This window comes from Bacteroidota bacterium, from assembly GCA_039821555.1.
Taxonomy (GTDB): domain Bacteria; phylum Bacteroidota; class Rhodothermia; order Rhodothermales; family Rubricoccaceae; genus JBCBEX01.
The window spans coordinates 254,814-278,651 of record JBCBNX010000004.1; the positions used below are offsets into that span (position 1 = coordinate 254,814).

Annotated in this window: 22 protein-coding genes and 1 tRNA gene; 13 read left to right on the forward strand and 10 right to left on the reverse strand. The window is 68.7% G+C overall.

From position 1 onward, the window contains the following. Positions 1-81 precede the first annotated feature (81 nt). Together AAFU51_06980 and AAFU51_06985 are read left to right on the forward strand one after the other, a co-directional pair. Complete coding sequence (locus AAFU51_06980) at positions 82-1,014, forward strand: hypothetical protein (protein MEO1570997.1); 933 nt, start codon at positions 82-84, stop codon at positions 1,012-1,014. A 157-nt stretch (positions 1,015-1,171) separates the two neighbouring features. Next, positions 1,172-2,521, forward strand: a complete 1,350-nt coding sequence (locus AAFU51_06985; protein MEO1570998.1) for an alkaline phosphatase D family protein — start codon at positions 1,172-1,174, stop codon at positions 2,519-2,521. Between the two features lie 69 nt (positions 2,522-2,590). On the opposite strand, the gene AAFU51_06990 is transcribed toward AAFU51_06985, so the two are convergent. Together AAFU51_06990 and AAFU51_06995 are read right to left on the reverse strand one after the other, a co-directional pair. Next, complete coding sequence (locus AAFU51_06990) at positions 2,591-5,407, reverse strand: S9 family peptidase (protein MEO1570999.1); 2,817 nt, start codon at positions 5,405-5,407, stop codon at positions 2,591-2,593. Positions 5,408-5,632: 225 nt separating this feature from the next. Continuing rightward, positions 5,633-6,442 (reverse strand): nucleotidyltransferase domain-containing protein, encoded by an 810-nt coding sequence (locus AAFU51_06995; protein MEO1571000.1) that lies wholly within the window; start codon positions 6,440-6,442, stop codon positions 5,633-5,635. 103 nt (positions 6,443-6,545) lie between these two features. Here AAFU51_06995 and AAFU51_07000 point away from each other — a divergent pair, with 103 nt between their 5' ends. The 4 genes from AAFU51_07000 to dnaJ all read left to right on the forward strand — a co-directional run bounded on the left by AAFU51_07000 (position 6,546) and on the right by dnaJ (position 10,248). After that, on the forward strand, positions 6,546-7,052 hold the full coding sequence (locus AAFU51_07000) for a DUF2231 domain-containing protein (GenBank protein MEO1571001.1): 507 nt from the start codon (positions 6,546-6,548) through the stop codon (positions 7,050-7,052). Positions 7,053-7,263: 211 nt separating this feature from the next. After that, positions 7,264-8,373: a heat-inducible transcriptional repressor HrcA gene (gene hrcA, locus AAFU51_07005; protein MEO1571002.1), complete on the forward strand. Its 1,110-nt coding sequence runs from the start codon at positions 7,264-7,266 to the stop codon at positions 8,371-8,373. Between the two features lie 58 nt (positions 8,374-8,431). Continuing rightward, positions 8,432-9,046 carry a nucleotide exchange factor GrpE gene (locus tag AAFU51_07010; protein ID MEO1571003.1) on the forward strand — a complete coding sequence of 205 codons (615 nt, stop codon included), beginning with the start codon at positions 8,432-8,434 and terminating at the stop codon, positions 9,044-9,046. Positions 9,047-9,087: 41 nt separating this feature from the next. After that, positions 9,088-10,248, forward strand: a complete 1,161-nt coding sequence (dnaJ, locus tag AAFU51_07015) for a molecular chaperone DnaJ (protein MEO1571004.1) — start codon at positions 9,088-9,090, stop codon at positions 10,246-10,248. Between the two features lie 140 nt (positions 10,249-10,388). Here dnaJ and AAFU51_07020 read toward each other — a convergent pair whose 3' ends face one another. After that, positions 10,389-11,684, reverse strand: a complete 1,296-nt coding sequence (locus AAFU51_07020; protein MEO1571005.1) for an HD domain-containing protein — start codon at positions 11,682-11,684, stop codon at positions 10,389-10,391. A gap of 237 nt (positions 11,685-11,921) precedes the next feature. Here AAFU51_07020 and AAFU51_07025 point away from each other — a divergent pair, with 237 nt between their 5' ends. From AAFU51_07025 to AAFU51_07035, 3 genes are all read left to right on the forward strand, one after another. Beyond that, complete coding sequence (locus AAFU51_07025; GenBank protein ID MEO1571006.1) at positions 11,922-13,355, forward strand: polysaccharide deacetylase family protein; 1,434 nt, start codon at positions 11,922-11,924, stop codon at positions 13,353-13,355. A gap of 175 nt (positions 13,356-13,530) precedes the next feature. Continuing rightward, positions 13,531-13,983, forward strand: a complete 453-nt coding sequence (locus AAFU51_07030; GenBank protein MEO1571007.1) for a S24 family peptidase — start codon at positions 13,531-13,533, stop codon at positions 13,981-13,983. 11 nt (positions 13,984-13,994) lie between these two features. Next, the gene (locus AAFU51_07035) at positions 13,995-15,314 is read left to right on the forward strand and encodes a Y-family DNA polymerase (GenBank protein ID MEO1571008.1); all 1,320 of its coding nucleotides are present in this window, start codon (positions 13,995-13,997) and stop codon (positions 15,312-15,314) included. A gap of 9 nt (positions 15,315-15,323) precedes the next feature. Here the strand turns inward: AAFU51_07035 and AAFU51_07040 are convergent, their stop codons facing one another. From AAFU51_07040 to ribD, 4 genes are all read right to left on the reverse strand, one after another. Further along, entirely contained in the window at positions 15,324-15,695 is a 372-nt protein-coding gene (locus tag AAFU51_07040; protein MEO1571009.1) for a VOC family protein, read from the reverse strand. A 107-nt stretch (positions 15,696-15,802) separates the two neighbouring features. Continuing rightward, positions 15,803-16,444, reverse strand: coding sequence for a sigma factor (locus tag AAFU51_07045; protein MEO1571010.1), 642 nt, complete (start codon positions 16,442-16,444; stop codon positions 15,803-15,805). 22 nt (positions 16,445-16,466) lie between these two features. Beyond that, on the reverse strand, positions 16,467-17,870 hold the full coding sequence (locus AAFU51_07050; protein ID MEO1571011.1) for a M20/M25/M40 family metallo-hydrolase: 1,404 nt from the start codon (positions 17,868-17,870) through the stop codon (positions 16,467-16,469). A 113-nt stretch (positions 17,871-17,983) separates the two neighbouring features. After that, positions 17,984-19,114, reverse strand: coding sequence for a bifunctional diaminohydroxyphosphoribosylaminopyrimidine deaminase/5-amino-6-(5-phosphoribosylamino)uracil reductase RibD (gene ribD / locus AAFU51_07055; GenBank protein MEO1571012.1), 1,131 nt, complete (start codon positions 19,112-19,114; stop codon positions 17,984-17,986). A 171-nt stretch (positions 19,115-19,285) separates the two neighbouring features. On the opposite strand from ribD, the gene AAFU51_07060 reads away from it, so the two are divergent. From AAFU51_07060 to AAFU51_07070, 3 genes are all read left to right on the forward strand, one after another. Next, a complete protein-coding gene (locus tag AAFU51_07060) occupies positions 19,286-20,095 on the forward strand; it encodes a lysophospholipid acyltransferase family protein (GenBank protein ID MEO1571013.1) in 810 nt (269 codons plus the stop codon). A gap of 100 nt (positions 20,096-20,195) precedes the next feature. Then, a tRNA-Gln gene (locus AAFU51_07065) sits at positions 20,196-20,268 on the forward strand. A 383-nt stretch (positions 20,269-20,651) separates the two neighbouring features. After that, a complete protein-coding gene (locus tag AAFU51_07070) occupies positions 20,652-20,930 on the forward strand; it encodes a hypothetical protein (protein MEO1571014.1) in 279 nt (92 codons plus the stop codon). 19 nt (positions 20,931-20,949) lie between these two features. Here the strand turns inward: AAFU51_07070 and AAFU51_07075 are convergent, their stop codons facing one another. From AAFU51_07075 to AAFU51_07085, 3 genes are read right to left on the reverse strand one after another with little or no spacing between them, the layout of a single operon-like run. Further along, positions 20,950-21,678, reverse strand: a complete 729-nt coding sequence (locus tag AAFU51_07075) for a sulfite exporter TauE/SafE family protein (GenBank protein MEO1571015.1) — start codon at positions 21,676-21,678, stop codon at positions 20,950-20,952. A gap of 15 nt (positions 21,679-21,693) precedes the next feature. Next, the gene (locus AAFU51_07080; protein MEO1571016.1) at positions 21,694-22,224 is read right to left on the reverse strand and encodes a copper chaperone PCu(A)C; all 531 of its coding nucleotides are present in this window, start codon (positions 22,222-22,224) and stop codon (positions 21,694-21,696) included. Between the two features lie 59 nt (positions 22,225-22,283). Further along, positions 22,284-22,886 (reverse strand): SCO family protein, encoded by a 603-nt coding sequence (locus AAFU51_07085; protein MEO1571017.1) that lies wholly within the window; start codon positions 22,884-22,886, stop codon positions 22,284-22,286. A 198-nt stretch (positions 22,887-23,084) separates the two neighbouring features. On the opposite strand from AAFU51_07085, the gene rpiA reads away from it, so the two are divergent. Beyond that, positions 23,085-23,789 carry a ribose-5-phosphate isomerase RpiA gene (rpiA, locus tag AAFU51_07090; GenBank protein MEO1571018.1) on the forward strand — a complete coding sequence of 235 codons (705 nt, stop codon included), beginning with the start codon at positions 23,085-23,087 and terminating at the stop codon, positions 23,787-23,789. Positions 23,790-23,838: the final 49 nt, after the last annotated feature.

Consider the following 23,838-nt stretch of genomic DNA (forward strand, 5'->3'; position numbering starts at 1 on the left):
CACTTCAGCGAGCATGGTGCTCGTGAACCACCCTGATTACTTCCGGTCTCACCGACCACCCTCTACCTGAAAAGACTCACTATGGCTACCAACACCCATCGCATCGGCGGCCTCGGCGGCCGGGAGCGTTCCACCGTCGCGGTGCCTGCGGGTGCCACCATCGCGGGCGTTCACGTCTACGCGGCCCAGTACGTCCACGCCGTCGAGCTCGTCGTGCGTGACGCTGACGGCAACCATCACACGCTCCCGCGCCTCGGCGCGCCGGGCGGCAACAAGCACACCGTCGAGCTCGCCGAGGGCGAGCGCCTCGTTGGCCTCTCGGGCCGTGCCGACTGGTACCTCGATGCCCTCGTAGTGCACACCGATAAGCGCGCCACCGACGCCTTTGGCGGCCCCGGGGGCGCAGGCTTTGGCCTCGACCTCCGCGACCGGGAGGTGGTTGGCCTCTCGGGCCGCGCCGACTGGTACCTCGACGCGCTTGAGGTCGTGACGGCTCCGGTCGCTGAGCCTGCTGCGAAGAAGGCGCCCGCCAAGAAAGCCCCGGCCAGGAAGGCGGCTCTGGCTGCCAAGGCCTCTGCTGCCAAAGCTCCGGCTGCCAAGGCTCCTGCGAAGAAGGCGGCTCCTGCGAAGAAGGCGGCTCCGAAGGCCGCAGCCAAGCCTACCACCAAGGCTCCCGCCAAGAAAGCGGCGCCCAAGGCCGCAGCCAAGCTGGCTGCTAAGGCCGCTCCTAAGACCAACGGCGCCGCCAAGCCCGACGATCTGAAGAAGATCTACGGCCTCGGCAAGGTCTACGAGCGTGCCCTCCACGCCGACGGCATCACGACGTTCGCTCAGATCGCCAAGGCGAGCCTGACGAGTCTCCGCAAGTCCATCGGCGACGGTAGCAAGGGCGGCGACGGCATCGCCAACGAGGAGACCTGGGCCAAGCAGGCTGGCTTCCTCGCCAAGGGCGACACGAAGGGCTTCAAGGCCTACGTGGAGACGATCAAGCCCGCCAAGACGGCGAAGAAGTAAGGCCCGCTCCCAGCATGAGGCCCATCCCTGGCGGCCCCACGACACCTCGTCGCGGGGCCGCTTTCGTTTGGACATCATGGAACGGTCATCGCGAAGCCATCGCCGGGGGCGATCTTGCGGCGCTTCCCTGCTTGTCTCACCGCTGCCCGTCGCTCCCATGCACCTCCGATCGCTCAGCGTTCTCGTCCTCGTTCTCCTGACTGCCGCCCCCCTGGTCCACGCCCAGGACGCTCTTCTCCAGTCGGGGCCCATGCTTGGCTATAGCACCCACCGCGAGGTAGCCGTGTGGGTGCAGACGACCCAGCCTGCCGACGTGCAGGTGCGCTACCGGCCCGAAGGCGCTACGATAGACTTCGAGGTGTCCGAGGTCGTCCGCGCCGACGGCGACTCGTGGCTCACCGCTCACGTCGTGCTCTTCGGGCTGGAGCCTGGCACGCGCTACGCCTACGACGTGCTGCTCGACGGCGAGGTCGTCGCGCGGCCCTACCCGACGGTGTTCCAGACGCAGACGCTCTGGCAGTGGCGCACTGACCCGCCCGAGTTCACCATTGCCTTCGGCTCGTGCGCCTACGTCAACGACCCACCCTTTGACCGGCCCGGTAATGGCTACGGCGGCGACTACCAGATCTACCAAACCATCGCCGCCCAGCAACCTGACGCCATGCTCTGGCTCGGCGACAACGTCTACCTCCGCGAGGTCGACTGGTGGTCCGAGCGCGGCATCGACTACCGCTACAGCCACACGCGCGCGCTCTCTGAGATGCAGCCGCTGCTCGCCGCGACGCACCACTTCGCGACGTGGGACGACCATGAGTTCGGCCCCAACAACTCGGACCGCTCCTACGTGCTCAAAGGCGAAACGCTCGACGCGTTCAAGCGCTACTGGGCTAACCCGACCTATGGCCTCCCCGAGACGCCCGGCGTCTTCGGCCACTTCGAGTGGGGCGATGTCGAGTTCTTCCTGCTCGACAACCGCTACCACCGCAGTCCCTCCGACGCGCCGCGCACACCCGACAAGACGATGCTGGGCGACGCGCAGGAGCAGTGGCTCATCGACGCGCTCACGGCGAGCCGCGCGCCGTTCAAGGTGGTCGTGAGTGGCGGGCAGGTGCTCAGCCGCTTCCAACTCTTCGAGAACTGGGCGACGTTCCCGCACGCGCGCCAGCGGCTCCTCGACGCCATCGACGCGCGCGGCATCGAAGGCGTGCTGTTCCTTTCCGGCGACCGTCACCACGGCGAGCTGATCCGCATCGACCGACCAGGGCGGTATCCGCTGTTCGACTTCACCTCGTCGCCGCTCACGGCAGGAGCCTCGTCGGCGCGGTTTGAGCAAGAGAACCCGGACCGGGTGCCGGGCACCTTTGTCACGCAACGGCACTTCGGGACGCTCTCGCTCTCTGGGCCGCGCACCGACCGCGTGATGGAACTCAACGCCTACGACGTGGACGGCGCGCTCCTCTGGTCGCACACGATCCGCGCGCGCGACCTACGCAACGGCGACGAGTAGCACAGAAGCAAGCAGGGGCGGCGCCATCCGGCGCCGCCCCTGTGGGACTCGTCAATCAGACCACCGCGGCTATTCGCCGCTGGCGTTGTCGGCCGGCTCGCTGGTCACGGCGTCGGCCATGCTCGTGAGCTCGGAGACGACGGTGCCGCCGCCCATCTGAGCAGGCAACGTGGAGGTGCTCTTCACCCCCACGCGTGTCTCGGCGTCGATGTAGAGCGTCATGTCGTCCGTCGCATCCACTTTGTCGATTTCCACGACGAAGGTTTCGAAGGTGCCCGCGGGGACCTCGACCGTCTCCATGCCAGTCACGGTGACGATGTGGTCCTGCACTTGCTGGGTGGCCGGTGCGAAGGCGCTGTACTGCGCCGTGTAGCCCACCTCCAGCGGTAGCGTGCCGAGCGCGGCCTCCATCGCGAGGCCGTCGGCCACCACGGGGGCGTCGAGCGCCATGCTCATCGGCATGGAGCCTTGCGGAGCCGACATCAGGCCCTCGATGGTCGCATCGCTGTAGCCCATCTCGATGGACATCTGGCCTTGGTTCATCGTGCGGGCGAGCGGCTTGAGGGTGCCCTGGGCCACCACGAACGAGTCGCGGAGCGCCATGCCGCCCATCGCGGCGGGTAGCGTGGCGTGGTCCACGATGGCGTAGGCGGGCTGGCCCTCGTGCTCGATCGCCGTGATGATGCGCCGGGCCCCGTCGAGGGGCATGGCCTGGCCGCGGATGTTCATGACGACGTTGTAGGTCATCGAGCGCGGCGTGAGCGTGGCATTCTCGAACGAGAGGTCCGACGTTCCGGCGTTGGCGTTCGGGTCGGTGACCGTCACCGTGGCCGGGTCCACCATGATCTCGCCGAGCTTGGTGCTGATGTCCTCCGGCATGTCGGCCTGGTAGCGCCCGCCAACGTGGTCGGCGAGGAACGCCTCGACTTTGGCGAACATCGCGGTGCGGTTCTCGCGGCCGCGGAAGCCGTGGCCCTCGTCCATCGCGACCATGTACTCGACCGGGAAGCCGCGGTCGCGCAGCGCGACGACGATCTGGTCGCTCTCGCGCTGCTTCACGCGCGGGTCGTTGGCGCCCTGGATCACGAGCAGCGGCGAGGTGATCTGGTCGGCGCTGTTGAGCGGCGACTGCGCTTCGAGCATCGCGCGCTCCTCAGGGTCGTTCATGTCGCCCACGCGGGTAGCGAACATCGTGCGGGCCGCCTCCCAGTAGGGCGGGATCGACTCCAGCAGCGTGATGATGTTGCTCGGGCCCACGATCGAGACGCCGGCGGCGTAGAGATCGGGCGTGAAGGCGACGCCTGCGAGCGTGGCATAGCCGCCGTAGGAGCCGCCCATGATGGCCACGCGCTCGGTGTCGGCGATGCCCTGGTCGATGAGGTACTGCACGCCGTCGGTGATGTCGTGCTGCATCGCGCCGGTGCCCCACTCCCTGTTGCCCGCGTTGAGGAACGCCTTGCCGTAGCCAGTCGAGCCGCGGAAGTTGGGTTGCATGACGGCGTAGCCACGGTTGGCCATGAACTGCGCGAAGCTGTCGTAGCCGTAGGAGTCGCGCGCCCACGGCCCGCCGTGGATGAGCATCACGACAGGGAGGTTCGCCGCCTCGACGCCTTGCGGGAGCGTGAGGTAGGCCGGGATCTCCATGCCGTCGCGGGCCTCGTAGCGGACGACCTGCATCGGGGCCATGTGCTCCACGGGCAGCTCTGGGCGCGACGTGTAAAGCTTCGTCACCGTGCGGGCCTCGCGGTCGAAGAGGTAGCGCGAGCCAGGATCGACGGCGCGGGTGACGCGGACGACCACGTAGCGCTCGCTCCGGTCGGTCGAGCCGGGGTAGATCTCGCCGTCCGGCAGGCTCTCACGCAGGAAGGCGAGGTCTGCCTCCGCAGCCTCGGTCTTCGGGTAGAGGCGCACGCGGTCGCCGTTGTAGTAGGTGAGCCGCAGTTCGTTGGTCTCATCCGAGAAGCGTGCGCCAGCGAAGTCGGCGCGGCCTTCGGGGTCGCGCTCGATGAGCGTCTCCTCCTGCGTGTTGAGGTCGAAGAGGACGAACTCAATGAGGTCGCGGTCGCCGGTGTTGGTGATCATGTAGACCTTGTCGCCGTCCGGGTGGAAGCGGACCGGGCTGCACGTCTCGATGACCGAGCACGTGTAGATCGTCTCGCCGATGGAGCCGTCTCCGCCGATGGGGCGGACCTGCGTTTCGCCGGTGCCGGGGTCGGTGCGCAGCGCCAGGCGGACCTCACCGTCGAGGTCGGCCATCCACCCAGCGATCTGCTCGGTGTTCTCGATGAGCAGCGTCCGCTCGCCGGTTTCCAGGTTGAGGCGATAGACATCGTGCCAGGCCGGATCGCGATCGTTGAGGCCAACGAGGATGTTCGCCGGGTCGTCCTTGGGCACGTCGTAGATGAGTGCGCGGACGCCCTCCATGTCGGTGAGGTTGCGCGCGGGCGGGACGCCGGTTTCGTCGTCTGCGTCGGCACGGAGGTCGACGGCGTAGACGTGGAAGTCCTCGTTGCCGCCTTTGTCCTGGACGTAGAGCAGGTAGCGGTTGTCCTGGCTAAAGCGGTAGCCGCCTACGGGGCGGTCGTCGGCCGTGAGCGCTCGGGCGCTCTCGAAGTCGGCGTCGCGGTCCTTGACCCACACGTTCATCACGCCCGCGTAGGGCTTGCTGAACGCGATCATCGAGGCATCGGGGGAGAGCGTGCCGCCGGCGATCTCCGGGTCGCCGAAGAAGAGGTCGCGGTCGAGGAGCGGCGGGAGGGCGGCGCCCTGGAGCGCGGGGGCGGTGGCGTCGACGGCCATCACGTCGTCTTGAGCGGTGGCGGTCTGCGGGACCGCAAGCAGGGCACCGAGCAGCATCGCCATACAGAACGAAAAAGAGAGCTTCATAGAGCAGGAGGAGGAAGTACGAGAGGGACTCGTGGTGCGACCGCAGGAGGGAGGCGGGTCGAGAGCGGGGCCACCGGCGCAAACGTGAGACACGGCTGGCGTGGGACACGATGGGGGAGCCGGAGGCCCTCCAAGATGCGCGTCCCCTACGGATGGATCTCCGTGCTGTTGCACCGACGCACATCCTTCAGCGGATCCTCGCACCGGTGCATTCCACGCCGGAGGCTACGCCCAGACCTGCCGAACGACTGAGCGGAAGACGGCATCGAGGCGGCCCGCCGAAATAGGATCGGTCGCGGGGGGCGGAGTGGCCTTCTCCAGTCGTTCCAACTCGCCCTCGATGAAGGTCTGCAGCACCGGGATGCGCGCTGCGGCGTCGCCCTCGCTGCCCGAGCGCTTCGCGTCAATGAGCGCGTCCACGGTGGCGCGGAGCGGGCCGGGGGGCGAGACGGCATCAAGGACCGCGCTAAACGCGGTCGGAACGGGGCCGAAGCCCGCCTCGATCCAGCGGACGTTGAGCAGCGGGCGAAGGGCGTAGAAGTACTTCTTCGTGTTCACCTCCGGGCCTGCGAGGTGGTCGTGGTAGGTGCCCTTCGCCATGCTGCGGTAGTGGTGGTAGACCGCGAGCGGCCGGAACGCTTCGGCAGCGAGGGCGCGCAAGGCAGGCACGACGGCCTCGTTCTCCCGATAGACGATGGGCGAGCGCAGCCACTCCTGGGGCGAAGCGTTCGACCTGCGCAGCAGGCGGAGCGTATTGCGGAGGTCCCACCCTGCCGGATCGAGCACGGCCCCGCTCTCGGACGCACCAATCGGTCGCCGCAGCACGTCGGGACGGCGCTCGACGTTGATGCTGAGGTACCAATCGGGAGGGCGGACGTAGAGGAAGCGGATGTCGAAGTCGCTGTCGGCCGAGGGGAACCCCCAGGTCCGGCTCCCAGACTCGCAGGCATAGACGATGCGCACGCCTTCCTCTGCCTCGATGGCACGCAGCCGGTCGAGGATCTCGGCACGAACCTGTTCAGGAATCGACGACATGGACAGACGAAGTCATTGAGGAGGACGATGGGTTCGCACCAAGAGTCCACGCCAGGCACGGCGTACGGTCAGGTGCTAGGTTAGCAAGTCACTCCCTTCCCTGATGTTTCGCGCGATGGATTGGCTCCTGGCCCCGTTTGAGTACGAACTGACAACGTGGCACCCGCTTGCGGTGCATGCCCCGGTGGTGCTGGTGCCGCTCGGCGCGCTCGGCGCATGCGTCTACGCATTCACCGGCCGGCCGCGCGTGCGTGCCGGGCTGCTCGTCTGGTTCGCGGTCACGGCGCTGGCGACGTGGTGGGCGATGCGGACCGGGAAGGCCCTCTACGAAGGCGTGGAGGGCACGCCCATCGTCGAGGAGCTGATCGCGCAGCACAGGACGACGGCCGCGTGGGTGTTGCGGCTCACCATCGCGCTGGTGCTCCTGCTTGCCGGGTTAAGTGCCTGGCGACGGTGGCGCAGGGCCTCGTGGCGCAAGGCCAACTCGGTGCTGCGCCTCGGCCGCGATCCGCTATGGGTCCGAGCAGTTGTGGTCCTCCTCGCGTTCGTGGCTGCGCTGCTGGTTGTCTACACAGGGCACGTCGGTGGCGTGATGGTGTGGGGCCGGTAGGGGCGTAAGGGGGTGCCGCAGCGCGTGCGAGCCGATCGCGGCTAGCCTGTTAAGAACAGGTGGAGCGCCGGGCAACGAATCGGGGTGGGAAACGCGCCGAGGGGCATCCGGTTAGACGCACGCTGTGACCGCCTACCTGATGCCACGTGCGGCACGGCCTTTGTGCAATAGATCCTGCACTTACCGGAGTACGTCCGGTTGCCATCCTGTCATGCCCGACTCCCGCCGCTCTATTCCGCTTCGCCCGACGGCCCCCGCTCTGTCCGAGCGGGAGCAGTCCATCCTGCGGCTCGTCGTGCAGCGCTTCGTGCAGACGGCGGCGCCTGTCGGCTCGCGGGTCATCTCCGAAGAGGACGAGATCGTGCTTTCCTCGGCGTCGATCCGCAACACGATGAGCCGCCTGGAGGCACTCGGCTACCTCGGCCACCCGCATACCTCGGCGGGCCGCGTGCCCACCGAACTCGGCTATCGCTTCTACGTCGACTCGCTGATGAACGTGGCGGGCCTCACGCCCGGCGACGAGGCCATCCTCCGGCAGTCGCTCGACGCGCTCTACGGCGACATCGAAGCACTCACGCGCACGTCGAGCCGCCTGCTCGGGCAGCTCTCGCAGCTCCTGGGGGTGGTGCTCACGCCCAAGCTTGCGACCGGCACACTCGACCGCATCGACGTGGTGCCGCTCTCCTCGTCGCGCGTGATGTTCGTGCTGGAGGTGCGCGGCGGGCTGGTCCGCACCATCATCGCGGAGGCTGACGCGGAGATCCGGCGCAGCGACCTCCCGCGCCTCGTGACGTTGCTCAACGAGCGCCTGGCGGGCCTCTCGCTCGGCGAGATCCGCAAGACCGGCGCCGCCCGCCTCGACGATTTGCTGGGCGATCCGTCCACGCCCGACCCGGCGGGCCTCGTCCGACTCGTCGTTCGTGAGGCCGACACGCTCTTCCGCGAGCCGCCCAACCGCCGCGCGCAGGTCGGCAGCCCGCACCACCTCGTCGCGCAGCCCGAGTTCCAGGACCCGGAGGTCGTGCGCGGCCTCATCCGCATGGTCGAGGACGGCGAGGCCGTCGTCCACCTCCTCGAAGCCGACCCCGTCGAGCCCGGCGATGAGGACGCGAGCGCTATCGTGCTCATCGGACGCGAACTCACCACCGACCTCACCGGGGACGCCATCGCGGCTCCCGACTACGCCGTCGTGACGGCGCCCTACCGCGTCGGCGACACCATCGGCCGCGTTGGCGTGATCGGCCCGACGCGCATGGACTACGGGCGCGCCGTCGCCCTCGTCGAGCGCGTGGCGTCGCTGCTGAGCCGTTCCGCCGCCTGACCCTACGCCTTCCTCGTCTCTCTGCACACCGTTCGACCCTCCGCAACCCCGCACCGCTATGTCGACGACCCCCATCAACCCCGACGCGCGCGACAGCGTGTCGCAGCACATCGGCACCAACACCGACGCTGCTGAAGTAGCCCTCCACGCCGTGGACGAACTCGCCGAACGCCAACTCCAGATCGAAGAACTGAACGACGAGAACGACCGCCTGGTCGCTGACCTCGCCGCCGCGCAGGACCAGGTCAAGCGCAAGGCCGCGGAGTTCGAGAACTACCGCCGCCGCACGACCGCCGAGCTCGGCCAGGCCGCCGCCCGCGGCCGCGCCGAGGCCGTCGTCCGCATCCTCGACGTGTACGACGACTTCCGCCGCTCCCTCCAGGCGGCCACGGAGACGGCCGAGAAGCAGTCCACCGACGACCCGGCCTTCGAAGGGCTCCGCGAAGGCGTCGAACTGGTCTACCGCAAGTTCACGGGCGAGCTGGAGAAGCTCGGCGTGCAGCCCATCAAGACCGTCGGCGAGCCGTTCGACGAGCGTGTCCACGAGGCGCTGATGCAGCAGCCGGTGGACGACCCCGAGATCACCTCCGGAACCATCCTCGCCGAAATCCAACGTGGCTACGCCCTCGACGGGCGCGTGCTGCGCCACGCCCGCGTCGTCGTCGCCCAGTAGCGCGCCTCCCAGCGCCCAGCCGTCTCCCACGCTCTCCACCCATGCGCGACTACTACGAGATTCTCGGCCTTTCCCGGTCGGCCTCCGCAGACGAAATCAAGAAGGCCTACCGCAAGCTGGCCATGAAGTACCACCCGGACCGCAATCCGGGGGACGAGGCGGCGGAGACCAAGTTCAAGGAGGCCGCGGAGGCCTACGAGGTGCTCTCGACGCCCGAGAAGCGCCAGCGCTACGACCGCTTCGGCCACGCCGGCCTGCGCGGTGCGGCGGCGGGTGGCCCCGGCGGCCAGCCCGGCCCTGGCTTCAACGACATCTCGGACATCTTCTCGGCCTTCTCCGACATCTTTGGCAGCGACGTCCGCTTCGATTTCAACCAGCGCACCGGCGGGCGGCGGGGCGGGCGAGCAGGCTCTGATCTGCGCGTACGGCTCAAGCTCACGCTCGAAGAAATCTCCGAGGGGGTCGAACGGCAACTCAAGCTCCGCAAGTACATCACCTGCGGCGCCTGCTCGGGGTCCGGCGCTGAAGGCGGAGAAGCAGGCTACATCACGTGCCCGACCTGCAAGGGCTCCGGCGAGGTACGCCAGGTGTCCAACTCGTTCTTCGGGCAGTTCGTCAACGTGCAGCCGTGTCCGCAGTGTCGCGGCGAAGGCCGGATCGTGCAGAACCGCTGCAACGAGTGCGGGGGCGAGGGCCGCATCAAGGGCGAGGAGATGGTCACCATCGAGGTGCCAGCGGGCGTGTCGGAGGGGCAGTATCTCAACCTGCGCGGCAAGGGCAACGCTGGCCAGCGCGGCGGTCCGGCGGGCAGCCTCCGCGTCGAGATCGAAGAGGTCGAGCACGAGCACTTCACCCGCGACGGCCTGGACATCATCTACGACCTCGCGCTCTCCGTGCCCGACGCGGCGCTCGGCACCGAAGTCGAGGTGCCCACGCTCAAGGGCCGTGCCCGCCTCCAGATCGACCCCGGCATCCAGAGCGGGCGCATCCTGCGCATGCGCGGCCGCGGCCTGCCCGAGCTCGGCGGCAGCCGACGCGGCGACCAGATGGTGCGTGTCCACGTCTGGACGCCACGAGACCTCGGCCCCGAGGCCCGCGCTGCCCTCGAATCGCTCCGCGACGACCCAGCCTTCCAGCCCGAGACGGGCGGCGAGAAGCGCTCGTTCTTCAGCCGCATGAAAGACGCCTTCACGGGCAACTGAGCACGGCCCGCCCTCTGACGCTCGGATCTCAGAGGCGCTGCCGTCAAAAGGCGCTGCCGTCAAAAGGCGCTGCCGTCAAAAGGCGCTGCCGTCAAAAGGCGCTGCCGTCAAAAGGCGCTGCCGTCAAAAGGCGCTGCGTTCTAGAGGTGCAGGTCGAGGTCCTTCGGGAAGCACACGTACGGCTTCGAGACAGCGCCGGCCATCGCGCCCACCGAGATTGCGTCGGGTGCTTCGGAGAGTTCGCGGATGCGCCCGTCGCGCTCCAGGATGCAGATCGAGGTGTGCGCCTGCGCATAGGCGCGGAGCCGCGACACGCCTGGCGTGACGTAGAGCGGCGCTGCAGTCTCAGCAACGGTGGCGGGGACGCCGCGCCCGACGAGCCAATCGGCAGCCTGCGCGTGCCAGCGGGCGAGGTCGGCCTCGGTCGGCTCCGCGTCGAGGTAGCGCGTCTGGAAGAGGCGGCGCTGCAGGAAGCGCGCACTAAGGTCGGCGAGGATCGGGTCGTCCGACTCCATCCAGCGCGTGAGGCTGTAGAGCAGCCCCGTGTCGTCGAGGCGCGCGAAGGCATCCACGACCTCCGGCTCGGTGGCTTGTGCCGTCGTGATTCGGTTGGCCAAGAAGAACCAGAGCGGCGGGGCCGACGCCTCCACGGCGGGATCGCCTGCCGCAGCGCGGACCTGTGCCCGGGCAAACGCGCTCCGCAGCACGTGGTCGGCGGCGATGACCGTCTTGTGGAGGTAGACCTGCGCGTACATCAGCCGCCGCGAGAGCACGAAGCTCTCGACGGCATACGCGCCCTTCGCCTCGATCACGATGCGCGATCCAGGCCCGCCCTCGGTCGGGTGCACGCGCATCGTCTTGATGATCCGCTCCACGCCGACCACGCCCTCGGCAACGCCCGTGAAGAACGAGTCGCGGCGGAGGTAGTCCAGCCGGTCCACGTCGAGTTGCGAGGCGACGAGTTCGTGGAAGAAGGGCCGCGCGTAGGTGCCGTCGAAGAGCGCGAGCGCGAGGCCGAGCCGCCCCTCGAAGCGGTCGTCGAGCCGCGCGATGAGGGCCCGCGACATCGTCTCGTGGTGGAACGTGCCCGTTTCATCATCGCCGATCAGGTCGTGCTCTAGCGTGTGGGAGAACGGCCCGTGGCCGATGTCGTGCAGCAGCGCCACGAGGTGCGCCGCCTCGACCTCCTGCGGTGAGAGCGGGGTGCCCTTCTCGTGGAGCACGCCGAGGGCCTGCTGCATGAGCGCCATTGCCCCGAGCGCGTGGCCGAAGCGCGTGTGCTCCGCGCCAGGAAAGACGAGGTGGCCGAGGCCGAGCTGCCGGATGCGCCGCAGCCGCTGGAATTCGGGTGTCTCGATCACGTCGAGCACGAGGCCCTTCGGCACGGACACGAAGCCGTGGACCGGGTCGCTGAAGAGCTTGAAGCGGCTAGGCACGAGAGCAGGGGCGAGCGGACGGAAGCGGGGGACAGGGTACGAACGCCGAGGCACAGCAGGCGGCGACGTACGCCTCGGTCCACGTTCGCATCGATCCGCGCCGTCCCCGAAATTCGTTTGACAGGACCGGCCGGGCCGCGTTGCTTCCTCGACCCTCGACCCTCGACCCTCGACCCTCGACCCTCGACCCTCGACCCTCGACCCTCGACCCTCGACCCTCGACCCTCGCAACCTGCTGTGCTCTTCGACGCCTCCCGCCTTGCTCCGCTGCCGACCTGCGTGGAGGTGCTCCCTGTCATGGCGGCGAAGGCGCGGTATGCGCTCGTCGAGTTGCTGCGCCCGCTCGGGCTGCGGCCGACCTGGACGGACCGCGAGGGGCTGAGCGGCGGCGGGCTCTACTACGGCGTCACGCCGACGGCTGCGCCTGCGCGCGCACTCCGGCTCCGCCACCATGCCAGCACCGCCGCGTTCTTCGCGACGCAGCAGCGCTACGAGGCCCGCGCGGCGACGACACTCCGCTGGGACGATGAGGATTGGCCGGTGCTCTTCCCGCTGGACGGGGAGGCGCTGTCGTCGGAGCCGTTCGAGGGCGCCGACCTCGTGGCCTCGGCATTCTACTGGCTCAGCGGCTGGCACGAGGCGACCACGCGCCAGCGCGACGTCCACGGGCGCTTCCCGTACGCGGCATCGCTGCACGTCGAACTCGACCGTGCCGCTGCGAAGCCTCCGGCAATACCGACCGTACTCTGGCCTGCGGTCGACGCCTACCGCGCACGCCTAGGCGCGGCGCTGGCCGAGCAAGGCGTGGCCTTCGAGCGGCTGGGCTGGCGCACGGGAGCGCAGCGGCCCGCCGAGCGTCAGGGGGCCGTCTGTCTGACGTACGACATCGACCACTGGCGCCGGCGACGGCTCGGCGTGGCGGCACGCGCTCTCCGGGGCATCGGGTCGTGGCGCAGCCTCGTCGGGCCCGATCCCTTCCAGCACGGCCTCGACCTGCTGCTCGACCCCGTGGAAGTGCTGGGCGGGCACGCGACGGTATTCCTGAAGATGAGCGCCGATGCGGCCGAGGATGTGCCGTATCGGGCGCGCGAGGCGGATCTCCGCAGGTTCACGCGCCGCGTCCTAGAAAGCGGGGGCGAAGTCGGCCTGCATCCCGGCTACTTCGCCCACGACCACGTCGGCCGCCTCCTCGCGGAGCGGGATCGACTGGCCCGCCTCGTCGGTCAGCCTGTCCGCGCAGTTCGGCAGCACTACCTCCGCCACGATGCCGTCCGGACGCCGCGGCTCCAGGCCGCCGCCGGGTTTCACCTCGACAGTACGCTCGGCTTCTCGGCCCACGAGGGCTTCCGGCGCGCGACCACGATGCCGGTGCAACTCTACGACCTCGATGCAGATGCGCCGCTCGACCTCTGGGCGCTCCCGGTGCATGCGATGGACACGACCCTCTTCCAGCACCGTGCGCTGACCCCGGAGGCAGTGCGGGAGGCGTTCCGCCAGGTCGTCGCGCAGGTGCGGCGCTTCAGCGGCGTGGCGGTGCTGCTGTGGCACAACACGGTCGGCGATGCGCTCCTGCATCCCCACCAGGCCGCCACCTACACGCAGGTGCTCGAAGACACGGCCGCGGCAATGCCCTTGCTCACGCTCACCGAGGCGGTGGAGTCGTGGCGGTGAGAGAGCCGTGCCGATAGGCGGGCTGGGCGAAGCGAGAGGACGGGCCCGGCTCTGAGCGCGGCGTAGAGGGTGTGAGCGCCCCGGTGACAGGGTACGTGTCACCCCCGCGGTTCTTGGTTGGCCGCGCGCTCTCCCACTTCTCGTTACGATCCCTCCGAAGCGCATTCCCTCCTCGATGCTCCCGTCTCAACCGCTGCGTATCCAGGCTCTCCTCGATCCTGAACAACTGCTCGGCAACCTCGACGCCCCCCGTCCGCTCTTCCTCTCGCGCGTGGCCGCGGGCTTCCCGTCGCCCGCCGACGACCACGTCGACCAGGACCTCGACCTCCACGCCTACCTCGTGCGCAACCCGCCTGGCACTTACTTCGCGCGTGCCGAGGGCGACTCGATGACGGGCAAGGGCATCCACGACGGCGACCTCCTCGTGATCGACCGCACCATCGAGCCGAGCAACGGACACACGGTCGTGGCCGTCCTGAACGGGGAGATGCTGGTCAAGGAGTACCGCCGCATGGGACGGCAACTCTACCTCCTCGCCCACAACGAACTCTACCCGCCGATCCGGCTGAGCGAGGGCGAGGAATGCCGCATCTGGGGCGTCGTCACGCACGTCATTCACGCATTGTAGGCGCTGTGCCCATGCGCGTCATTGCCCTCGCCGACTGCTCCAACTTCTACGTCTCCTGCGAGCGCGCCTTCGACCCGATGCTGGAGAAGCGTCCCGTGGTGGTGCTCTCCAACAACGACGGCTGCGTCGTCGCGCGGTCGGAGGAGGTAAAGCGGTTGGGTGTCAAGATGGCCGCGCCGTACTTCAAGGTGCGTGACCGACTCGCGAAGGCCGACACCGCCGTGTTCTCGTCGAACTATGCGCTCTACGCCGACCTGAGCCGCCGCATCACGGCGATCCTGGAAGGCTTCAGCCCGGAGGTCGAGCGCTACAGCATCGACGAGGCGTTCCTGCACCTCTGGGCCGACTCGCAGGCCGAGGCCGAGGCGCAGGGGCGCGCCATCGAGGCGCGGGTCCGCGCGTGGACGGGCATCCCGATGCGTGTGGGGCTCGGCCCGACGAAGACGCTCGCGAAGATGGCGAGCGAGGTGGCCAAGCAGCGGATGCGGGAAGGGCAGCCGCCCGTCGTATGTCTCTGGGGGGCGTCGCAGCGCGCCGCCTCGTTGCGCACATTCCCGGTGGGCGAGGTGTGGGGCATCGGTCCGCGCTGGGCAAAGCGCCTACGTGCTCGTGGCGTTCGCACGGCCGCCGACTTCGCCGCGCTGCCGGACGTCTGGGTGAAGCGCAACCTCAACGTGGTGGCGCTGCGCACGGCGCACGAACTCCGCGGTACGCCTTGCCTCCCGCTCGACCTCGTCCCGGCCACGCGCAAGACGCTCATCCGCAGCCGCTCCTTTGGTAAGCCGGTTACCAATGTGGCGGACCTCGGCGAGGCGCTGGCCACGCACACCGCGCGGGCCGCTGAGAAGCTGCGGGGCGAGGGCCTCGTGGCGGGCGGCCTCGAAGCCTACGTGACGACGAAGCGCTTCGGGCCTGGCCCTCACCGCACGCTCGCAGCCACGGCCAGGCTCTCGCCGCGCACGCTCGACACGACGCGCCTGCTGCAGGTCGTCCGGCGGCTGCTGCGGCAGATGTACGTCCCCGCCGCGCCCTGCAGCACGCCCTACCGCTGGAAAAAAGCGGGCGTGACCCTGTTCGACCTCACGCGCGAAGTCCCCAAGCAGGTCCACCTGTTCGACCCAGGGCCGACGCCCGAGCACCGCCTCCTGCTCGACGCCATCGACGGGGTGAACCAGCGCTGGGGCCGCCGCACCGTCGTGTGGGGCAGCCAGGGCACCGTGCGCCCGGTCAAGGACACGGAGACAGGCCAGGCATGGTCGATGCAGCAGGCCCGCCGCAGCCCATCCTACACGACAGGCTGGGACGGGCTCCTGCAGGTGTTTGCCCGATAGCGAGAGCGTTTAAGCCTGCTCGACAGGCTGATAGTAGCTCAAGACGTGCCCATCCGGATCTAGGAAGTCGGCGGTCAGCCCACCGTCGGGCGCCTCGCTCACGGGCGTCACGATCTCGACGTTGTGGCGGACGAGCGCGGCGAACGCCTCTTCGATCCCGCCTTCCAGGCCGAACACGACGACCGGGCTGCGGCCAGGTGGCTCGTCCGCAGGGTAGAACACGAACGCCGGCTGGTCCTCGCCCGCCGATGCGATGAGGTAGGCTCCGTCGTGGCCCTCGGCGCGTTCGACGTGAAACCCGAGCACGTCGCCGTAGAACGCAGCCGTGCGGTCCAGGTCGCGGACGTAGAAGAAGAGGGCAGAGAGGGTGGGGGTAGACATGGGAACAGGAGACGTTGATGAGAGAACGGTTCACCTAGTCATGGCCGCCGATGGCGTCGGTGTGAGCCCTCCCCCGAAAAAAGCCTGGGAAAAATCGAAGCGGGGCTCTAGCTCTGCCGCGTGCTCACGACGATCAGGTGGCCGTCGGGGTCGTGGATACCCAGGGTGCCCTGCTTCGGCTCGGTGCTGAGCCGCCGGGAGAGTGCTCGGCGGATGAGGCCGAGGTCCAGCGTGTCGGCCCGGCGCTGGCGTCGTGCGTAGGCCCGTGCGAGTGCGTCCCGCTGGAGGTCAGCGGGGAGGGTGCCGAGGGCGCGGCGGGCCACGCGGAGGCGCTGGCGGAGCGCGGTGTCGGAGATGCCCAGCGCAGCGCGAAGGTCAGCCTTCCCCAAGCCGTGGAGGGCGAGCACCACGACACTGCGCACCGACGGCGGGAGCATTGCCCAGAGTGCCTCCGCGTCGAGGTCGGTCGGCACCGCTAACTCCTCGGGGAGGCTTGGGGTGCTCGGGGCGGCCGTCTGCGTGGCATAGTCCTCCTCACGCTGCTGACGGCGACCTTCGCCGCGGGCGTGCTGACGTGCGAGGTTGCGGAGTACGCCCGTGAGCCACCGCCGTCCATCCTCTGTTTCCATGTCCACCTGCTTACGAGCAGCCACCAGCAGGGCGTCGTGCAGGAGGTCCTCCGCGCTGCTGGCGTCCCAGGTACAGGCGCGTGCCAGCGTCCGGAGGCGATTGTAGGTGGCCGGTGTCATGGCGATGAAGCTGGGTCAACGGCTAGTTCTCGCCGAGCATCCCGCGGTGGGGCAGCCGCTCCGGCATCTCCGCGGCCACGTAGGCCAGGATCGCCACGGTCGCCACGCACCGCTGCACCTCCGCTGCGTCGAGCTTGTCCACGGTGTCCGCGTCCGAGTGGTGGTACCAGAAATACTTCTCGTTGTCCGTGTTGAGGCTCATCCCCGGCACGCCGTCGCGGATCAGCGGGCCGATGTCGGCCCCGCCGCCGCCTTCGAGCAGGCCGAACTGCCCGTCGTAGCGGTCCGGGCGCGGCGTCACCACCGGCTCCACGAGCGCGTCGATGGGCTTGAGCATCGCAAACGCCTCGTCGGTCGCGTTGAAGCCGAAGCCGATGGGGTCGAACACGCCGCTGTCCGATTCGAGCGCGAGCTGGTGGTTGCGCAGCGCCGTCGTGTCGAGCGATTCCCGGTACTTCAACGCGCCGCGCAGGCCGTTCTCCTCGTTCGTCCAGAGCACCACGCGGATGGTGCGGCGGGGGCGCAAGCCGAGGTCCATCAGAAGCCGTACCGCCTCCCACGTCACTACCGAGCCGCCCGCGTCGTCCATCGCGCCCGTGCCCACGTCCCACGAGTCGATGTGCCCGCCGACGACCACGACCTCCTCGGGGCGCTCGCGCCCGCGAAACTCCGCGATGATGTTGCGCGAGAGCGCATCGTCGCCGAAGCGCGCGCCCATGTAGAGGCGAACGACCGGCGTCTCGCCGCGGTCTTGCATGCGCTGAAGGAGCTCGGCGGCTTCAATCGACAGCGCGGCGTTCGGGATGCGCGGGTAGCGGTCGTCGTAGCGCATGGTGCCAGTGTGGGGGCTCTGGAGCGAGATCGGCCCGACGCTGCGAACGAGGCTGGCGACGGCCCCGGCGGCGGCGGCCTGGTTGGCCCCGAAGACGCGGTAGCGGACCGTCTCGCCGTAGGTCGTGAACGGCACGTTGTAGACGACGATCTTGCCGCGTGCTCGGTCACCGAGGCTCGTGAGTTCGTCGAAGCTGGAGACGACGAGCACTTCTGCAGTAAGTCCCCCTGGTAGGGTGCCGATGCTGCCGCCGAGGCCCATCATGGCGAGGGTACGCTCGCCGCGCGGATGGAGCAGTGTGGCCTCCTCGCCGTTCCGCTGCCAGGCGGGCACCATCACGTCCTGCCCGTGCACCTCGTCGAAGCCGTCCGCTTCCATCTCGCTCATCACCCAGTCGATGGCATCCTCCAGTTCCTGGGTGCCGCTGAAGCGCGGGACGAACGTGTCGACGAGGTAGGCCAGCCGCTCAAACGCCGCGCTGTCGGCGAGCGCGGCCTCGATGATGCGGTCGGCGGCCTCCTGGTAGTCAGCCGGGTCGATCTGCGCCTGGGCGGGCAGTGCAAGGAGCAACGAGAGAACGAGGAGCAGGCGCATCACGGCGAGGGCTGGACGGGTGGAAGCGCCGCAAGATCGGAACCACAGAGCAAAGGGCGGAAAGGGCGAGCCGAGAGGCTGGCGCTGCGCTCGCTGGATTCCTGATCCTGGACCTACGACCTACGACCTGCGACCCTCCGCACATAGCCTCGAAACAGCATGTCCTCGCCTACGACCTCCCAGCGGTGGTCCGCGAACGTCCGTGCCTCCGCCATGCGACTGATGCCGAGGTCGTGCAGCACAGGCGTGCCCGCGCCGACGACCTTCGGGGCAACGAAGCAGAAGAACCGATCGACGAGCTCCTGGGCGAAGAGCGCCGTCGCCAGTCCGGGACCCGCCTCCACCAGCAGCGACTGCATCGGGCGATGCGGGCCCACGCCCGCGCCGAGTGCGTCCAGGACGGCTCCCAAGTCGAGGTGGTCGCCGTCCTCGTCGGCGACCGTCGGCACGCGCAGCAGCGTCCCGCCTCGGTCGGTGAGAGCGTCGGCGTAGGGCGGCTGCGCGTCTTCCGAGACGGCGACGACGGTCATGGCTGCATGTGCATCGGTGAACAGCCGTAGGGTGGGAGCGAGGCCGCCCGTACGGTCGAGCACGACGCGCCCCGGCTGGCGGCCTTCGACGTGGCGCACCGTGAGCGCGGGATCGTCAGCGCGGGCGGTGCCGCTGCCCACGAGCACGCCGTCGAGGTGGCTGCGCCAGCGGTGGACGAGCGTCCGCGCGGCCTCGCCCGACACCCAGCGGCTGTCGCCCGTGCGCGTGGCGATGGCCCCGTCGAGCGTCTGCGCCACCTTCAATGTCACGAGTGGTCGCCCCGTCGCGACGTGGTGGACGAACGCCTCGTTGAGCCGCTGGCATTCGACTTCCAGCACGCCCACCGTCACGTCGACGCCCGCCGCGCGCAGCCGCGCGATCCCGCCGCCGGCCACCCGCGGGAACGGATCCACCATGCCTACGACGACCCGTGGGATGCCCTTGTGCAGGATAAGGTCGGCGCAGGGCGGCGTTTTGCCGTGGTGGCTGCACGGTTCGAGGTTGACATAGAGCGTCGCTGATTGTAGCGCGTCGGTGCCGTGCCGCGCCTCGGCAGCCGCGATGGCATTCACCTCCGCGTGGGCCTCGCCGTAGCGCGCGTGGTAGCCCTCGCCGAGCACCGTGCCGTCGGGGGCTACCACCACCGAGCCAACGAGTGGGTTGGGGCTCGCCGTCCCGGCTCCACGCCGGGCGAGCGCAAGGCATCGGTGCATGAACGCCTGGAGGGTAGACAAAGCAAAGGAGGGCGAAATAGCGGAGGACAATGAGGTTAGCGGCTTTGCATAGGCATTGCGGAACGGACGGTGTAGGCAGGCTGTGCAAGCGGGGTTCCTGGCGACCGAGGGGTCGTCGTCCCCTCACGACTCGCTTGCCCGCTCAACGTCATGGGTGCTTTTCGCTCCGCGCTCACCTGGGCGGCCATGATCGGCATCATCGCCCTGATGCTGCCCACCATGGCGCTCGTCCGTCTCTTCGACCGCAGCCCCATCCACTACCGCACCGGGCGCACGTTCCGCCGCATGGGCTCGTGGATGACGCGGGTCAACCCAGCGTGGCGCATCCAGATCTCGGGCGAGCGGTCTACGGACCTTCAGCATCCCTACGTGGTGGTCTCCAACCACCAGTCCAACGCCGACGTGCCACTGGTGAGCCGCCTGCCGTGGGAGATGAAGTGGATTGGCAAGAAGGAGCTGTTCGATCTCCCCATCGTGGGGTGGCTCATGAAGCTGTCCGACGACATCGAGGTGGACCGGAAAGACCCCCGTAGTCGGGCGAGCGTCCTGATTCGCGCCAAGGACGTGCTCGACCAACGTTGCTCGGTGATGTTCTTCCCCGAGGGTACGCGGTCGAAGGACGGCCGCGTGAAGACGTTCTACGACGGGGCATTCCGGCTGGCGATCAAAGCCCAGGTACCGATTCTACCCGTCGCCCTCGACGGCACAACGGATGCGTTGCCGAAGCACGACTGGAAGTTCGGGAAGCCGAGCCAGGTCTACCTGAAGGTGCTTCCGGCGATTCCCACGGCTGGCCTCACGAAAGACGATGTCGCCGAGCTTCGTGATCGTGTCCGCACGATGATCGTAGAGCAGATCGCGGCGTGGCGAGGTGAGCCGGTGGACGCGGTCAGCGCCCCGCCGAAAGACACGTTACCTGAGGGCGGAATGGTCGAAGAAGTCGCCAAGACCGGCGCCTGAGCGGGCGAAGCGAGGCAGTCACGTTGCGCGCGCCGTAAAGTCACCCTAGTTTGTTTGTCCTACGTCCGTCGCAGATCACACCACTGGACGCAGACACCATTGCCCTATAGCTCAATTGGCAGAGCGCCTGACTCTGGATCAGGAGGTTCTAGGTTCGAATCCTAGTAGGGCAACCTTCCGAGACGCCGGCCTCCCCACGAGGTCGGCGTCTTGCGTTTCCAGCCCGCCGAGCGAACATTCGCGCATCGGCCGTACAGCAGCTAGGGAACGTGTAAGGACTCATTCCGACCGCCTCGCGCCCTGCTCCAGTGCGCCCTGCTCTGGGCTGAAGCTTCAGGACGAGCGAGGGGCGAGACGCCGCGCGTCCACGCCGTTGCTGTAGGAATTGGCACTCACCTTGTAGGGAGAAAGCACGGGGCACGAGTCTGGACGGGCTAGCGAGCCTAGGACACGTCGAGAACACCCAGCGACACGGCCCTTCCGTACGTCGTCTGCTGTGCTGCCGTGTTCCCTCTAGCGCCACCACACCTATCCCACCACGGCTCCGCACACCGCCATGCTTCGACAGACCGTACTACTGGCTGCCCTCATGATCGCCGCTCCTGTGGGCGCTCAGAGCCTGCCAGACTGGGCTGCACCGCTGCCTCCGCCATCAGCTCTGCCACCGGCTCCGCCATCAGTCGACGAGTCGCCGTCGTTCGATGAGCAGCCGTTGGAAGCTGTCCCGACGCTGCCGGGCAATCCCACGCAGGTGCCCGTCGACGGGGGGCTAGGATTGCTGGCCTTAGCCGGTGCGGGCTACGCAGCGCGCAAGCTACGCCAGCGCGAAGCCTGACGCCTCAACACAACGCCGTCTATCGAACAGGGTCCACGAAGGGAAGAAACCGGCATACCTCGGGCGTGAACAGTGCCGCGCGCACATCGGGGCTGAGGAACAGCCCGAGGGAGAGCCCGCGCAGAATCAGCAGCACGCCCACGATGGCGAGGCCTAGGGGCGCCCAGCGTGCCAGGCGCGTCCGCCAGCGCGCGCTCATGCGCCGGCCAGCCACGCTGAGCGCCAGCATTGCCGGGAGCGTGCCGAGGCCGAACGCGGCCATAAAGCCCGCGCCGCCTGCAACCGTTCCCGATGCGATGGCCGTGGCGAGGGCCGCGTAGACGAAGCCGCATGGGAGCAATCCGTTCAGGAGGCCCACGGCGTAGAGCGACGCGAGTCCGCCGCGCTGATACAGCGGACCGACCTGCGCCAGCAGGGGGCCGAGCCACCGTGCGGTGTAGCCTTCGACGCCGCCGAGGGCACGGCGCAGCACCGGCACGAAGGCGAGCAGCACCAGCGTCACGCCGAGCCCGAACGCGAGCCAGCGCTGCCACCCGGCAAACGCCACCACGGCACCGAGCGCGCCGAGAGCCGCGCCGAGGGCCGCGTAGGTGGTCGCACGGCCGAGATTGTAGAGCACGCGCCCGGCGAGGAACCGCACGCGGGCAGCGGTCGCTCCGGGCAGTGCGAGCGCGAGCGGCCCGCACATACCGACGCAGTGGACGCTGCCCACGAAGCCAAACACGAAGCCCGCGATCAGCCAGTCCATCGCGTCGGCGTAGCGTTACTCGGTGGCGTCGTCGCCAGGGCTTGCGTCGTCAGAGTCCACGGCGTCAGGGCTGTCAGCCATCATGCCCTCCGGCGCGGTTTCCGAGATCTGCGCCATCACCGAGATCGGCCCCGTCTGCGCGAAGTTGAGCACCGCCGCGACTTGGCTGCCCACCACGAGGTCCGACGCGGCGTCGATCAGCATGACGTGGAAGCCGCCGGGCTCCAACGCAACAGACTCGCCAGCGGGGACCGCCAGCATCTCGACAGGGCGCATCCCCATGGTGCCCGTCTCAGTCTCGAACGACTCGTGGATCTCGACTACGTTCACGGCAGCGCTCTCGGCGCTCACGAGGGTATCCGCCGCGGAGCCCCCGACGAGGGTGATGTAGAGCGCGGAGTTACCGCCTGCTGCCGCAGGGCGTGCCCAGGCGTTCTCGACGGTCAGCGGAGCAGCCTCGACAGGCTCGGGATCCGGATCGGCTGGAGGGTCGGGTTGGGCACAGGCGGCGAAGACGAGAGCGAGTGCGAGCAGGGCGTAGCGCATAACCAACAGAGGAAACAGGGAAGACCAAGCAAGTACGATAAGCTACGAGCGGGCGCGCCTCAGCGAAGCGCGTTGGTGTCCTCCACGATGATTTCGGGCGGGGTGTTGCTGCCGCCGTAGCTGAAGCGGAGCCGCTCGGACTCGTCGATGAGGGAAATCTGGTCGGTGTGGTTCACGAAGTAGAACACCGAGCCGTCCTCGTTGACGGTGGAGTCCGAGCGCTCGACGCGGACGCGCATACGCTCCATGAGGCGGCTGATCTCGTCAGGCGTGCCGGTGAGGAACGTCCAGTCGGTGTCTGCGAGGCCGTAGGCGCGGGCGTAGTTCTTGAGCACGCTCGGCGTGTCGCGCTCCGGGTCAAAGGTGACGGTGGCGAACTGCACGTCGGGTGGGTTGCCGAGCTGCCGCCGGATCTCCTTCATGTTGGCCGTGGTCGCCGGGCAAATGTCGGGGCAGAACGTGTAGATGAAGCCGAGGACGACCGGCTTGCCCTCGAAGTCGGACGGGAAGTCGACGGCCACGCTGTCCTGGTCCACGAGCGAGAAGGACGCGCTCGACAGGTCCTCCAGCACGCCGAGGCCGGAGTCGTCCGTGGGCGCGTCCTGTCGGCATGCGGACAGCACGAGAGCGAGCAGCACGAGAAGAAAGCGAGCGCGGAGCATGGTCGGAGGCTGGCAAGACGAAAGGCTAGACACGGGAGAAACGGGGAGGGTAGTCGTCCGTTTCGCGCCTCCGATGCTCTTCCCACCGGCTTCGCGCAGCACGCTTGACACCATCCCCATCGCACCAGCACCTTTTCGCACTTCGCACTTCGCACTTCGCACTTCGCACTTCGCACTTCGCACTTCGCACTTCTGACTATGTCTGCCGAAGCCAAACGCATCGCTGGCGAAGCCGCCGCTGCCCTCGTCGAAGACGGCATGCAGGTCGGCCTGGGCACGGGCTCCACGACGGCCTTCGCCATCGCCGAACTGGGGCGCCGCGTGCGCCAGGACGGGCTCCGCATCGTCGGTACGCCCACGTCGTTCGCTGCGGAGCGCCTTGCGCGCCAGCACGGCGTCCCGCTCGCCACGCTCGACGACCTCGACGGACCCAACGGCCTCGCCCTCGACATCGCCCTGGACGGTGCCGACGAGGTGGACCCGTCGCTCGACCTCATCAAGGGGCGCGGGGCGGCGCACACCCGCGAGAAGGTGGTGGCGTCGCTCGCCGAGCGGTTCGTGGTGCTCATCGACCCGTCGAAGGAAGTCGAGCGGCTCGGCACGAAGATGCCGGTGCCCATCGAGGTGGTGCCGATGGCAGTCGCGCCGGTGACGCAAGCGCTCGAACGCCTCGGCGCGACGGTGCGGCTGCGGGCCGGCCAGCAGAAGGACGGCCCCATCGTCACCGACCAGGGCCTCTGGGTGCTCGACGCGACGTTCGCCTACGGCATTGCCGATTCGGCAGCTCTGGACCGGGCGCTCCTCGACATGCCGGGCGTGCTGGACCACGGGCTCTTCCTCGGGCTGGCCACGGACGTGCTGATCGGACACGCCAGCGGCGAGGTCGAGCACCGGACGCGGTAGGGCGGGGCAGGTGTTACCTCGGTTGGGGGCCGAGCGGCTGACCATATAG

Bases quoted from the DNA above. Each gene is read 5' to 3' on its own strand.
- AAFU51_07030 (MEO1571007.1), top strand. From the start codon at position 13,531: ATGCTCCCGTCTCAACCGCTGCGTATCCAGGCTCTCCTCGATCCTGAA.
- AAFU51_07060 (MEO1571013.1), top strand. From the start codon at position 19,286: ATGGGTGCTTTTCGCTCCGCGCTCACCTGGGCGGCCATGATCGGCATC.
- AAFU51_06980 (MEO1570997.1), top strand. From the start codon at position 82: ATGGCTACCAACACCCATCGCATCGGCGGCCTCGGCGGCCGGGAGCGT.
- ribD (MEO1571012.1), bottom strand. From the start codon at position 19,114: ATGCACCGATGCCTTGCGCTCGCCCGGCGTGGAGCCGGGACGGCGAGC.
- AAFU51_07010 (MEO1571003.1), top strand. From the start codon at position 8,432: ATGTCGACGACCCCCATCAACCCCGACGCGCGCGACAGCGTGTCGCAG.
- AAFU51_07035 (MEO1571008.1), top strand. From the start codon at position 13,995: ATGCGCGTCATTGCCCTCGCCGACTGCTCCAACTTCTACGTCTCCTGC.
- rpiA (MEO1571018.1), top strand. From the start codon at position 23,085: ATGTCTGCCGAAGCCAAACGCATCGCTGGCGAAGCCGCCGCTGCCCTC.
- AAFU51_06990 (MEO1570999.1), bottom strand. From the start codon at position 5,407: ATGAAGCTCTCTTTTTCGTTCTGTATGGCGATGCTGCTCGGTGCCCTG.
- AAFU51_07080 (MEO1571016.1), bottom strand. From the start codon at position 22,224: ATGCGCTACGCCCTGCTCGCACTCGCTCTCGTCTTCGCCGCCTGTGCC.
- AAFU51_07050 (MEO1571011.1), bottom strand. From the start codon at position 17,870: ATGCGCCTGCTCCTCGTTCTCTCGTTGCTCCTTGCACTGCCCGCCCAG.
- AAFU51_07070 (MEO1571014.1), top strand. From the start codon at position 20,652: ATGCTTCGACAGACCGTACTACTGGCTGCCCTCATGATCGCCGCTCCT.
- hrcA (MEO1571002.1), top strand. From the start codon at position 7,264: ATGCCCGACTCCCGCCGCTCTATTCCGCTTCGCCCGACGGCCCCCGCT.
- AAFU51_06995 (MEO1571000.1), bottom strand. From the start codon at position 6,442: ATGTCGTCGATTCCTGAACAGGTTCGTGCCGAGATCCTCGACCGGCTG.
- AAFU51_07075 (MEO1571015.1), bottom strand. From the start codon at position 21,678: ATGGACTGGCTGATCGCGGGCTTCGTGTTTGGCTTCGTGGGCAGCGTC.
- dnaJ (MEO1571004.1), top strand. From the start codon at position 9,088: ATGCGCGACTACTACGAGATTCTCGGCCTTTCCCGGTCGGCCTCCGCA.
- AAFU51_07085 (MEO1571017.1), bottom strand. From the start codon at position 22,886: ATGCTCCGCGCTCGCTTTCTTCTCGTGCTGCTCGCTCTCGTGCTGTCC.
- AAFU51_06985 (MEO1570998.1), top strand. From the start codon at position 1,172: ATGCACCTCCGATCGCTCAGCGTTCTCGTCCTCGTTCTCCTGACTGCC.
- AAFU51_07000 (MEO1571001.1), top strand. From the start codon at position 6,546: ATGTTTCGCGCGATGGATTGGCTCCTGGCCCCGTTTGAGTACGAACTG.
- AAFU51_07045 (MEO1571010.1), bottom strand. From the start codon at position 16,444: ATGACACCGGCCACCTACAATCGCCTCCGGACGCTGGCACGCGCCTGT.
- AAFU51_07040 (MEO1571009.1), bottom strand. From the start codon at position 15,695: ATGTCTACCCCCACCCTCTCTGCCCTCTTCTTCTACGTCCGCGACCTG.